Source organism: Pseudomonas putida, assembly GCF_001636055.1.
Lineage (GTDB): Bacteria > Pseudomonadota > Gammaproteobacteria > Pseudomonadales > Pseudomonadaceae > Aquipseudomonas > Aquipseudomonas machongensis.
Genome location: NZ_CP011789.1, coordinates 701,629 through 713,663, shown reverse-complemented (window position 1 = coordinate 713,663; position 12,035 = coordinate 701,629). Strand labels below are relative to the sequence as shown.

13 protein-coding genes are annotated in these 12,035 nt (G+C 63.8%); 8 read left to right on the top strand and 5 right to left on the bottom strand.

Annotated features, from left to right (window positions below; genetic code table 11):
* Positions 1-333 carry an iron donor protein CyaY gene (gene cyaY, locus AB688_RS03150; protein ID WP_054891605.1) on the bottom strand — a complete coding sequence of 111 codons (333 nt, stop codon included), beginning with the start codon at positions 331-333 and terminating at the stop codon, positions 1-3.
* A 211-nt stretch (positions 334-544) separates the two neighbouring features.
* On the opposite strand from cyaY, the gene lptM reads away from it, so the two are divergent.
* Genes lptM through AB688_RS03120 form a run of 6 tightly spaced genes read left to right on the top strand, consistent with a single transcriptional unit; the run spans position 545 to position 5,155 of the window.
* A complete protein-coding gene (gene lptM, locus AB688_RS03145; protein WP_054891604.1) occupies positions 545-748 on the top strand; it encodes an LPS translocon maturation chaperone LptM in 204 nt (67 codons plus the stop codon).
* A gap of 9 nt (positions 749-757) precedes the next feature.
* Positions 758-2,005: a diaminopimelate decarboxylase gene (lysA, locus tag AB688_RS03140; RefSeq protein WP_063542122.1), complete on the top strand. Its 1,248-nt coding sequence runs from the start codon at positions 758-760 to the stop codon at positions 2,003-2,005.
* 4 nt (positions 2,006-2,009) lie between these two features.
* Positions 2,010-2,840: a diaminopimelate epimerase gene (gene dapF / locus AB688_RS03135; RefSeq protein WP_063542120.1), complete on the top strand. Its 831-nt coding sequence runs from the start codon at positions 2,010-2,012 to the stop codon at positions 2,838-2,840.
* Positions 2,841-2,853: 13 nt separating this feature from the next.
* Positions 2,854-3,564 carry a DUF484 family protein gene (locus AB688_RS03130; protein ID WP_063542118.1) on the top strand — a complete coding sequence of 237 codons (711 nt, stop codon included), beginning with the start codon at positions 2,854-2,856 and terminating at the stop codon, positions 3,562-3,564.
* A complete protein-coding gene (gene xerC, locus AB688_RS03125; RefSeq protein WP_063542116.1) occupies positions 3,564-4,463 on the top strand; it encodes a tyrosine recombinase XerC in 900 nt (299 codons plus the stop codon). Before AB688_RS03130 ends, xerC begins: the two co-directional genes overlap by 1 nt.
* Positions 4,460-5,155, top strand: a complete 696-nt coding sequence (locus AB688_RS03120; protein WP_063542114.1) for an HAD family hydrolase — start codon at positions 4,460-4,462, stop codon at positions 5,153-5,155. Before xerC ends, AB688_RS03120 begins: the two co-directional genes overlap by 4 nt.
* A 91-nt stretch (positions 5,156-5,246) precedes the next feature.
* Here AB688_RS03120 and sutA read toward each other — a convergent pair whose 3' ends face one another.
* From sutA to glnK, 3 genes are all read right to left on the bottom strand, one after another.
* The gene (sutA, locus tag AB688_RS03115; RefSeq protein WP_054891598.1) at positions 5,247-5,576 is read right to left on the bottom strand and encodes a transcriptional regulator SutA; all 330 of its coding nucleotides are present in this window, start codon (positions 5,574-5,576) and stop codon (positions 5,247-5,249) included.
* 438 nt (positions 5,577-6,014) lie between these two features.
* Positions 6,015-7,349: an ammonium transporter gene (locus AB688_RS03110; RefSeq protein ID WP_054891597.1), complete on the bottom strand. Its 1,335-nt coding sequence runs from the start codon at positions 7,347-7,349 to the stop codon at positions 6,015-6,017.
* A 47-nt stretch (positions 7,350-7,396) separates the two neighbouring features.
* Complete coding sequence (gene glnK / locus AB688_RS03105) at positions 7,397-7,735, bottom strand: P-II family nitrogen regulator (protein WP_002555808.1); 339 nt, start codon at positions 7,733-7,735, stop codon at positions 7,397-7,399.
* A 411-nt stretch (positions 7,736-8,146) separates the two neighbouring features.
* Between glnK and AB688_RS03100 the strand changes: the two genes are divergently transcribed.
* Positions 8,147-8,410: an accessory factor UbiK family protein gene (locus tag AB688_RS03100; protein ID WP_063542112.1), complete on the top strand. Its 264-nt coding sequence runs from the start codon at positions 8,147-8,149 to the stop codon at positions 8,408-8,410.
* 382 nt (positions 8,411-8,792) lie between these two features.
* Here the strand turns inward: AB688_RS03100 and AB688_RS26705 are convergent, their stop codons facing one another.
* Positions 8,793-8,963, bottom strand: a complete 171-nt coding sequence (locus AB688_RS26705; protein ID WP_155738181.1) for a hypothetical protein — start codon at positions 8,961-8,963, stop codon at positions 8,793-8,795.
* Positions 8,964-9,310: 347 nt separating this feature from the next.
* Between AB688_RS26705 and mgtA the strand changes: the two genes are divergently transcribed.
* Positions 9,311-12,025, top strand: a complete 2,715-nt coding sequence (gene mgtA, locus AB688_RS03095; RefSeq protein WP_063542110.1) for a magnesium-translocating P-type ATPase — start codon at positions 9,311-9,313, stop codon at positions 12,023-12,025.
* Positions 12,026-12,035: the final 10 nt, after the last annotated feature.

Sequence of the window (12,035 nt, the reverse complement as noted above, 5' to 3'; positions counted from 1 at the left end):
TCAGATCTCGTCGAAGTCCAGCTTCTCGCCGACTCGCTCCCAGACGATGCGCTCGAGCATCTCACCGAGCAGTTCTTCGCTCTTCTCGCAGACCCACTTGCCACTCTCTTCGTCATAGTCGAAGTGGAAACCGCCCGAGCGGTCGGCCAGCCACAGCTGACGCAGCGGCTCCTGGCGGCTGAAGATCAGTTGGCTGCCGTTGTCGAACTTGATCGTCAGGACACCGGCGGAGTTTTCCATGTCCAGGTCCAGGTCGGTCTCATCGAACAGATCCTCCAGGGCCTGTTGGGTCGCGTCGACCAGGTCGTGGAAACGCGCTTCGCTCAAACTCATTGCAGGAACCTCGAAAATGGCTGCACACACGCAAGCCGGGCACGATACGACCGCTGGGCGCTGATTGCAAAGACTAGCGACCGGCAGCACCGAGCCCAACCCTCACAACGAGCAAGCCTGGCCCGCCCGACGGACCGGCCCTTGCATAGGCAATCCGCCGGTCGCTCGGTATACTCGGGCGCAATACTGCTTATTTCAAAGGATTTCACCCATGAAGCGCCTGATTTCCTCCATTGCGGCGCTGGTCGCTGTAGCCTGCCTCGTTTCGGCCTGCGGTCAGAAAGGCCCCCTGTACCTGCCTGAAGACGGCAAGGACGGCAAGAGCGCACGCAAGTCGTCGCACCAGCACGCGCAGCCGGCCAAGGCCGCCCCGCAAGACGAAGAATCGCTGCCCGAGCAGTCGCCAGAGCAGTAAGGAAATCCAATGGACGCATTCAACTACCGCGACGGTGAACTGTTCGCGGAAGGCGTGGCCCTGTCGGCCATCGCCGAACGTTTCGGCACCCCCACCTACGTCTACTCGCGCGCCCACATCGAGGCCCAGTACCGTAGCTACACCGACGCCCTGCAAGGGGTCGAGCACCTGGTGTGCTTCGCGGTCAAGGCCAACTCCAACCTCGGTGTGCTGAACCTGCTTGCACGGCTGGGCGCGGGCTTCGACATCGTTTCCGGTGGCGAACTGGAGCGTGTGCTGGCCGCCGGCGGCCGGGCCGACCGCGTGGTGTTCTCCGGCGTCGGCAAGACCCGTGAAGACATGCGCCGCGCGCTGGAAGTCGGCGTGCACTGCTTCAACGTCGAATCCACCGACGAACTCGAGCGCCTGCAAGTGGTAGCCGCCGAGATGGGCAAGGTCGCCCCGGTCTCGCTGCGGGTCAATCCGGACGTCGATGCCGGCACCCATCCGTACATCTCCACCGGCCTCAAAGAGAACAAGTTCGGCGTCGCCATCGCCGATGCCGAAGCCATCTACGTGCGCGCCGCACAGTTGCCCAACCTGGACGTGGTCGGTGTCGACTGCCACATCGGCTCGCAGCTGACCACCGTCGACCCGTTCCTTGACGCCCTCGACCGCCTGCTCGACCTGGTCGACCGCCTTGCCGACTGCGGTATTCATCTGCGTCACCTCGACCTGGGCGGTGGCGTCGGCGTGCGCTATCGCGACGAACAACCACCGTTGGTGGCCGACTACATCAAGGCCATCCGTGAACGCGTCGGCGCACGCGACCTGGCCCTGGTGTTCGAGCCGGGCCGCTACATCGTCGCCAACGGCGGCGTACTGCTGACCCGCGTCGAATACCTCAAGCACACCGAGCACAAGGACTTCGCCATCATCGATGCGGCGATGAACGACCTGATCCGTCCGGCGCTGTACCAGGCCTGGATGGGCGTCAGCGCGGTCAAGCCACGTGAAGGCGAAGGCCGTGCCTACGATCTGGTCGGCCCGATCTGCGAAACCGGTGACTTCCTCGCCAAGGATCGCCAGCTGAACCTGGCCGAAGGCGATCTGCTGGCCGTGCACTCCGCGGGCGCCTATGGTTTCGTCATGAGCTCGAACTACAACACCCGTGGCCGTTGCGCCGAAATCCTGGTCGATGGCGACCAGGCCTTCGAAGTCCGCCGCCGCGAGACCATTGCCGAACTGTTCGCCGGCGAAAGCCTGCTGCCGGAGTGAACCCATGCTGCTGCGTTTCACCAAGATGCACGGGCTGGGCAACGACTTCATGGTCCTGGACCTGGTCAGCCAGCACGCGCACATCCAGCCCAAGCATGCCAAGCAGTGGGGTGATCGCCACACCGGCATCGGCTTCGACCAGCTGCTGATCGTCGAGGCACCGAGCAATCCGGAAGTGGATTTCCGCTACCGGATCTTCAATGCCGATGGCTCCGAAGTCGAACAGTGCGGCAACGGCGCGCGCTGCTTTGCCCGTTTCGTGCTGGACAAGCGCCTGACCGCGAAGAAGCGTATCCGCGTCGAAACCAAAGGCGGTGTCATCGAGCTTGATGTGCAGAACGACGGCCAGGTCTGTGTCGACATGGGCCCGCCGCGCTTCAACCCGGCCGATATCCCCTTCGTTGCCGACCAGCAGGCGCTGAGCTATCCACTGGAAGTCGATGGCCAGGTTCACTCGATCGCCGCCGTGTCCATGGGCAACCCGCATTCGGTGCTGCGCGTCGATGACGTGCGCAGTGCCCCCGTGCATGAGCTGGGCCCTAAGATCGAGCACCACCCGCGCTTCCCGCAGCGGGTCAACGCCGGCTTCATCCAGGTCGTCGACCGCCACCGTGCCAACCTGCGGGTCTGGGAGCGCGGTGCCGGCGAAACACAGGCCTGCGGTACCGGCGCCTGCGCCGCCGCCGTGGCAGCCATCGCCCAGGGCTGGATGGACTCTCCCGTGTCCATCGACCTGCCGGGCGGGCGCCTGAGCATCGAATGGGCTGGCCCCGGCAAACCGGTATTGATGACCGGCCCAGCCGTACGCGTCTACGAAGGACAGGTTCGTCTCTAAGCGAGTATCCGCCATGACCGATCAGCCACAGGTTGTACCCGAGCAAGCCGCCGACCTCGACGCCGAGGCGGTGGTCGCCTACCTGCGTGCCCACCCAACCTTCTTCTCCGAACATGACGAACTGCTCATCGAGCAGCGCATCCCCCACCAGCGCGGCGACAGCGTGTCGCTGGTGGAACGTCAGCTCAAGCTGCTGCGTGACCGCAACATCGAAATGCGCCATCGCCTGTCGCAATTGATGGATGTGGCCCGCGACAACGACCGACTGTTCGACAAGACCCGCCGCCTCATCCTCGACCTGCTCGACGCCAGCAGCCTGGAGGAAGTGGTGATGGCGGTCGAAGACAGCTTGCGCCAGGAGTTCCAGGTGCCCTTCGTCAGCCTGATCCTGTTCGGTGAAAACGCCGCGCCGGTCGGCCGCTGGGTCAGCGGTGCCGAGGCGCAACAAACCATCGGTGGCCTGCTGGGCAGTGGCAAGACGGTCAGCGGCAACCTGCGCGAGCATGAGCTGGCATTCCTGTTCGGCGAAGACCAGCGCAAGGACGTCGGCTCCAGTGCCGTCGCCTCGCTGGAGCATCAGGGCCTGCACGGCGTGCTGGCCATTGGCAGCCGCGACCCGCAGCACTACAAGAGCAGCGTCGGCACCCTGTTCCTCACCTACATCGCCGAAGTCCTCGGTCGCGTGGTTCCGCGCTTCACCCAGACGCTGCGCTCGGTACGCTGATGGAACGCCAGCTGGAAGCTTATTGCGCGCACCTGCGCAACGAGCGCCAAGTGTCCGAGCACACCCAGCTGGCCTACCGCCGCGACCTGGAGAAAGTGGTCGAATTCTGCAACACCCAGGGCATCGCCAGCTGGCAGGCCCTGCAGATCCAGCAACTGCGCCAGTTGATCGCACGCCTGCACCACCACGGCCAGTCATCGCGCAGCCTGGCGCGCCTGCTCTCGGCGGTGCGCGGCCTGTATCGCTACCTCAACCGTGAGGGGCTGTGCCAGCACGATCCGGCCAACGGCCTGACCCCGCCCAAGGGTGAGCGTCGCCTGCCCAAGACCCTCGACACCGACCGCGCCCTGCAACTGCTCGACGGCGGCGTCGACGACGACTTCATCGCCCGTCGCGACCAGGCCATTCTCGAACTGTTCTACTCCTCGGGCCTGCGCCTGTCGGAACTGACCAACCTCGACCTCGAACAACTGGACCTGGCCGGCGGCCTGGTCCAGGTGCAGGGCAAGGGTGGCAAGGCCCGCGTCCTGCCGGTCGGGCGCAAGGCGCGCGAGGCGCTGCAGGCGTGGCTGAAACTGCGCGGGATCAGCGCGCCACGCGACGGTGCGATGTTCGTCACCCGCCAAGGCAAGCGCCTGGGACCACGGGCCATCCAGTTGCGGGTCAAGGTCGCCGGAGAACGCGAACTGGGCCAGCACCTGCACCCCCACATGCTCCGCCACTCCTTCGCCAGCCACCTGCTCGAATCGTCCCAGGACCTGCGCGCGGTACAGGAGATGCTCGGTCACGCCGACATCAGCACCACGCAGATCTACACCCACCTGGACTTCCAGCACCTGGCCGCCGTCTACGACAGCGCCCATCCCCGAGCCAAACGCAGCAAAGGCAGCGACTCATGAGTATCAAGCTGATCACCTTCGACCTGGACGACACCCTGTGGGACACCGCACCGGTGATCACCAGTGCCGAAACCGTCCTGCGCGACTGGCTTGCCGCCAATGCCCCAACCCTGGGCGGTGTGCCGGTCGAGCACCTGTATGCCATCCGCGAACGCCTGGTGCAGGCCGAACCGGGCCTCAAGCACCGCATCAGCGCCCTGCGCCGGCGCGTGCTGTTCCACGCACTGTCCGAGGTCGGCTACAGCGAGCAACAAGCCCAGTCGCTCGCCAATGAGGCCTTCGAGGTGTTCCTGCATGCCCGGCATCAGGTCGAGGTGTTTCCCGAAGTGCAGCCGGTGCTGCAGATCCTGCGCCATCACTATGTGCTGGGCGTCGTGACCAACGGCAATGCCGATGTGCGGCGGCTGGGGATTTCGGACTACTTCCGCTTCGCCCTGTGCGCCGAGGACCTGGGGATCGGCAAGCCCGACCCTGCGCCCTTCCGCGAAGCCCTCAAGCGCGGTGAAGTGGAGGCCAGTGCCGCAGTGCATGTCGGCGATCATCCGGGGGACGACATCGCCGGGGCCCAACGCGCCGGCTTACGCGCAGTCTGGTTCAACCCCCAGGGCAAGGCCTGGGCCGGCGAGCAGGCGCCCGATGCCGAGATCCAGCGCCTGTCGCAGTTGCCCGAGGTGCTGGCACGCTGGCGCTGACGGCCCTATCGCGGGCTAAGCCCGCACGAACACCCAAATTCCAACCACAAAAAAGCCCGCAGCGACCGCGGGCTTTTTTGTATCCAGCCACTCAGATAGGGCGGCTGCCGTACTTGTTGTCCGGCTTCTTGGGCGGATCGGCGACCACGTTGGCCTCGACTTCCTGGACCTTGCCACCGCGTGCCAGGAACTCTTCCATGGCGCGCGCCAGCGCGTCGCGTTCCTTCTGCTTGGCTTCCATGCTCGGCATCTCGTCTACCGAGACTGCCGCCTTGGACTTGCCTTTGGCGGCAGGTGCAGGGCTGCTGTCGTCGTCGCCGGCGTCTTCCGCGCCGTCGTCGGATGCCGCTTCAAGGGCCTCATCACCCTCGTCTTCGTCGCCTACTTCGAGGTCATCATTTTCCAGATCGTCGTCGCTCATGTTCTACCTCATGACTTGCGAAAAGCAGGTTAGTTATAGACCAGTGATGCCGTAGACCGGCAGCCACCAGTGAAAATTCAACTGGCCGTGGGTTGGCCACTGCCTTGGATGTACGGCCCCTGGTGAGGGCGTTTCACCCAGCAGATCCCAGCTCCTGGCGGGATCTGACGAAATCCTTGAGCCACCGCTGCTGGCCTTGCGCTATTGGCAAGCCTAGCAAAGCGTGGCGAAGTGTGTGGAAGGCACTGCAAACACCCTTCGGGCGCGCATTCTAGCGCGCCGGGAGAAAAAACAAAGCTCCATCAGTACCCGCTTTTCTGTAAGTTTTCTGCCTGCGTCACGAACGTGCCGGATAAACCGTTTGCCTACCGGCGAAACGGTAAAAATCAGGCAAAAAAATGCCCGGACAAGCCGGGCAAGTTTTTTACTGCAGGGCGGTTACAGGTTGTAGCCGCGCTCGTTGTGCTGAGCCAGGTCGAGGCCGACCGACTCTTCTTCTTCGTTGACCCGCAGGCCCATTACCACGTCCAGCACCTTGAGGATCACGTAGGTGACGATGGCGGTGTAGGCCACGGTGAAGATCACGCCCTTGGCCTGGACCCAGACCTGCGCACCGATATCGGTGACCGCGCCGAAGCCGCCCAGGGCCGGTGCTGCGAACACACCGGTGAGAATCGCGCCGACGATACCGCCGATACCATGCACACCGAAGGCATCCAGCGAGTCGTCGTAACCCAGCTTGCGCTTGAGGCTGGTGGCGCAGAAGTAGCAGATAACACCCGACGCCAGGCCGATTACCAGGGCGCCCATCGGGCCGACGGTGCCGGCAGCCGGAGTGATGGCGACCAGGCCGGCGACCACACCCGAAGCGATGCCCAGGGCACTAGGTTTGCCGTGGCCGATCCACTCGGCGAACATCCAGCCCAGCGCGGCGGCGGCGGTGGCGATCTGGGTCACCAGCATGGCCATGCCGGCAGTGCCGTTGGCCGCTGCAGCGGAACCTGCGTTGAAGCCGAACCAGCCGATCCACAGCATGGCAGCGCCGACCAGGGTGTAGCCGAGGTTGTGCGGAGCCATCGGCGTGGTCGGGTAGCCTTTGCGCTTGCCCAGTACCAGGCACGCCACCAGGCCTGCGATACCGGCGTTGATGTGCACCACGGTGCCGCCCGCGAAGTCCAGTACGCCCCAGTCCCACATCAGTGCGCCGTCACCGCTCCAGACCATGTGCGCGATCGGCGCATAGACCAGGGTGAACCAAACGCCCATGAACACCAGCATGGCGGAGAACTTCATGCGTTCGGCAAAGGCACCGACGATCAGTGCCGGGGTGATGATGGCGAAGGTCATCTGGAAGGTGATGAACACCGCCTCAGGGAACAGCGCGGTGGCCGAGGTCAGGCCAGACGGCGTCACACCAGCGAGGAAGGCTTTGGAGAAGCCGCCGATGAACGAGTTGAAGTTGAGCACGCCCTTTTCCATACCGGTGGTATCGAAGGCGATGCTGTAGCCGTAGATGACCCACAGGATGCTGATCAGACCGGTGATGGCGAAGCACTGCATCATCACCGACAGCAGGTTCTTGGAGCGCACCATGCCACCGTAGAACAGGGCCAGGCCCGGGATGGTCATGAACAGTACCAGCGCCGTGGCCGTGAGCATCCAGGCGGTGTCGCCGGAGTTCAGTACCGGGGCGGCTGCTTCCTCTGCCAGGGCCAGGCCAGGCATTACGAGGGACAATAGGGCTCCTAGCCCTGCGATCTTGCGCAGAGTCATTTGTTTTCTCCTGGGGCGTTTGGGTTTGGTGAGGCTTGTTGTGTCGCTTAGATCGCGTCGGTATCGGTTTCGCCGGTACGGATGCGGATCGCCTGCTCCAGATTCACCACGAAGATCTTGCCGTCGCCGATCTTGCCGGTGTTGGCCGCCTTGGTGATGGCTTCGATCACCCGGTCCAGGTCCTTGTCATCGATGGCGACATCGATCTTGACCTTGGGCAGGAAATCGACCACGTATTCGGCGCCACGGTACAGCTCGGTGTGGCCTTTCTGCCGGCCGAAGCCCTTGACTTCGGTCACGGTGATGCCTTGCACGCCGATTTCCGACAGCGACTCGCGCACGTCGTCCAGCTTGAACGGCTTGATGATGGCAGTGACTAGCTTCATGAAACTCTTCTCCCGATTTGGTGGACTTGCCCCAGGAAAACAAACCCGTCTCAAGTCTAAGCGCAGCGCCTGGCTTTGTAACGCGTCGTCGGCTCCATTCCCCCACCGACACACGTTTCGGCGGGTGGAGAGGGAGCCTTGCGGCTCCGCCTGCACACTGCCCGATCACAAGGGACTGCATCAGTGCATGGCGCACAGAGGCCTTTGCAGAAACCTTGCCAGATCCGGCAAAGGGCCAGAAAACAAGTAGTTGCGCACAATGCTCGGGATTAGCCCATGGCCAGTACGCTGAAAGCTGCTCGATTCTGGTGCATCGAGCCACCAGCAGCTGCTCAAAAAGTGTGCGCCCGACCGTCGAAATGCGCCGTGCTACACTGCCCACCTTTCACACGCCACGGAACAGCCTGACCCATGCTCGCGCCCAAAGCCCTTCTCGACGCCCTGAGCGACCAAGCCTCGCGCCTGTTCAGCGGCGACACCGCGCAGCCGCGCGCCGAACTCGAAAGCCAGTTCAAGATCCTGATGCAGAGCGCGTTCAGCAAGCTGGACCTGGTCAGCCGGGAAGAATTCGACAGCCAGATGGTGGTCCTGGCGCGCACCCGCGCGCGCCTCGAAGCCCTGGAGAAGCAAGTGGCCGAGCTGGAAGCGCGCCTGGCGCCACCGGCCCAGGACTAGCCCCCCTGAGGGATATACGGCCTGCCTCCGCGCAGAGGTCGGCCGCAAACTTCAAACGCTTCCTACAAACACCAGGGAGCATTCAAACAAGATGAAACTTATTTAAAGTTCACCTCCCCGGTTGACTTCGATACTACCCTTGAATAAAGTTCGCTCGCCCTGAGAAAAGGGGCCTTTTTTCCATTCACTGAAGAATTCAATGGACACAGTATCTAGTCGCTGCCTGACCACCGCCGTACGGCCCGGTCAGGCACTTGAACCGGAACACCGGTCCCGACACCCTGGTCGGGCAAGCCGCGCCAGAGCCTGATGCTCCGCCGTGACTTGCCACAGCCGGTGTCCGCCGGTTGGAGGCAAGCTCATGAACCTCACGTCATTCGTTTCACATCGCCTGCACGCCTGCCTGGCGCGTTTGCAGGCCAGCGCCTGGCCGCCCCGTGGCCCGTGCGCTCCAGCCCAGCCCTCGGCCGCCGTGCGCGGCCCGCAGTTGCGTGCCGTATGGCAGGCACACCCCTGCCACGGAAAACTCCAGTTGCGCCTGCACTGGCACCATGAAGACAGCCAGGACCCTCCAGGTAGACGGGGGCCGCTGGCACGCGTTTGCGCTCGCCTGAGACCCCACACGCTCCACTGAACGACTGATATTGAACAGTAACTTTTTATCGAACTTTCAACATTGAAAGTTCGCCGGACCGTTATTGCCCATTATTTATCAACGAGGAATACAAACATGGACTGCGCGAGTAGAAAGTTCGCTGCCGAAACAACTTCCGACTCTCGGCAGCGGACAGACAACTGTCGGAAAAACCAAGCTTTTTTCTGCGACCCGACATGCCTTCGTTCACCCCCTGAGTGAAACGTCTGTGTGTCGTGCCGCCGCAGCGGCAGGAGCACAGCAACATGACCGTCAAACACCGCAACACCGCACCGGCCAAGGCCGAACGCGAAACCCGCCTGTCCACCCGCGCCGCCCGTGAAGCGCGCAATGGCCTGTCCGTCACCCTCGCCAACCTCGATGCCAGCGAGCATGGCCTGACCGAACACGAAGCCGCCAAGCGCCTGCAGCGCGACGGCGCCAACCAGGTCGCCCACGACCAGCAACCACACGCCCTGGTGCAACTGCTCAAGGCCCTGCACAACCCCTTCATCTACGTCCTGCTGACCCTGGCCGTGATCAGTTTCGTCACCGACTACTGGATGCCGATCAGCGCAGGTGAAGCGGACGACGCCGACCTGACCAAGGTCATCATCATCATGACCATGGTCAGCCTCAGCAGCCTGCTGCGCTTCTGGCAGGAGTACCGCTCGAACAAGGCCGCCGACGCCCTCAAGGCGATGGTGCGCACCACCGCCACCGTGCTGCGCCGCGAACAGTTCGGCCAGCCGCCGCGCCTGCGCGAAGTGCCCATGGACGAACTGGTGGCCGGCGACATCGTGCAGCTTTCGGCGGGCGACATGATTCCCGCCGACATCCGCCTGCTCGAATCACGCGACCTGTTCATCAGCCAGGCGGTGCTCACCGGCGAGGCACTGCCGGTCGAGAAGTACGACACCCTGGGCAATGTCGCGCAGAAGTCCGCCACCGATGACAGCGGCAACCAGGACAACCTGCTCGAGTTGCCGAACATCTGCTTCATGGGCACCAACGTGGTCAGCGGCCGCGCCCGCGCCGTGGTGGTCGCCACCGGCCGGCGCACCTACTTCGGCTCCCTGGCCAAAGCCATCGCCGGCTCGCGCAGCCAGACCGCCTTCGACCGCGGCGTGAACAGCGTCAGCAGCCTGCTGATCCGCTTCATGCTGGTGATGGTACCGGTGGTGTTCATGATCAACGGCCTGGTCAAGGGCGACTGGGGCGATGCCTTCCTCTTCGCCCTCGCCGTGGCCGTGGGCCTGACCCCGGAAATGCTGCCGATGATCGTCAGCGCCAACCTGGCCAAGGGCGCCGTGGCCATGGCCCGGCGCAAAGTGGTGGTCAAGCGCCTGAACGCCATCCAGAACCTCGGTTCGATGGATGTGCTGTGCACCGACAAGACCGGCACCCTCACCCAGGACCGGATCATCCTCGAGCACCATGTGCGCATCGACGGTGAGCGCGACAGACGCGTGCTGGAACTGGCCTGGCTCAACAGCCACCACCAGAGCGGCGTGCGCAACCTGATGGACCAGGCCGTGCTCCACTTCGCAGGTCAGGAGCGTGAATTCCAGGCGCCCTACGCCTACGCCAAGGTCGACGAGTTGCCGTTCGACTTCATTCGCCGTCGCCTGTCGGTGGTGGTGAAGAACGCCCTGGGCGATCACCTGATGGTGAGCAAGGGCGCCGTGGAGGAAATGCTCGCCATCGCCACCCATGTGCAGGAAGGCGACAGCGTCGTGGCCCTCGATGAGCGTCGGCGCCAGCGCCTGCTGGCCAGCGCCGATGCCTTCAACCGCGACGGCTTCCGCGTGCTGGTGGTCGCCACCCGCGACATTCCGGCAAGCGAAGGCAAGGCGCAGTATCACACCGACGACGAGCGCGACCTGGTGATCCAGGGCTTCCTGACCTTCCTCGACCCGCCCAAGGAAACCGCCGGCCCAGCCATTGCCGCCCTGCGTGAGATGGGCGTGCGGGTCAAGGTGCTGACCGGCGACAACCCGGTGGTCACCTGCAAGGTGTGCCGTGAAGTCGGCCTGGAGCCCGGCCTGCCGCTGCTCGGCCAGGACATCGAGCGCATGGACGACACCACCCTGAAGATTCAGGTCGAGGAACGCACCGTTTTCGCCAAGCTCACCCCGCTGCAGAAGTCCCGCGTGCTCAAGGCGCTGCAGGCCAACGGTCACACCGTGGGCTTCCTTGGCGACGGCATCAACGACGCTGCCGCCCTACGCGACGCCGACGTCGGTATCTCGGTAGACAGCGGCACCGATATCGCCAAGGAATCGGCAGACATCATCCTGCTGGAAAAAAGCCTGATGGTGCTCGAAGAGGGCGTGCTCAAAGGTCGCGAAACCTTCGGCAACATCATGAAGTACCTGTGCATGACCGCCAGCTCCAACTTCGGCAACGTGTTCTCGGTGCTGGTGGCCAGTGCGTTCATTCCCTTCCTGCCGATGCTGGCGATCCACCTGCTGCTGCAGAACCTGATGTACGACTTCTCCCAGCTGTCGCTGCCGTGGGACCGCATGGACAAGGAATTCCTCAGCGAACCGCGCAAGTGGGATGCCCGCAACATCGGCCGCTTCATGCTGTGGATCGGCCCGACCTCCTCGATCTTCGACATCACCACCTTTGCCCTGATGTGGTACGTGTTCGCCGCCAACAGTGTCGAGATGCAGGCGCTGTTCCAGTCTGGCTGGTTCATCGAAGGCCTGCTGTCGCAAACCCTGGTGGTGCACATGCTGCGTACGCGCAAGGTGCCGTTCTTCCAGAGCACTGCAGCGCTGCCGGTGATCCTGGCCACGGGCCTGGTGATGGCGCTGGGCATCTACATCCCGTTCTCGCCGGTGGGCGCTATGGTCGGTCTGGTGCCGCTGCCGTGGGAATACTTCCCTTGGCTGGTCGCCACCCTGCTGGGCTACTGCGTGGTCGCACAGACCATGAAGACCCTCTACATCCGCCGCTTCGGACAGTGGTTCTGAGCCTGCAGGG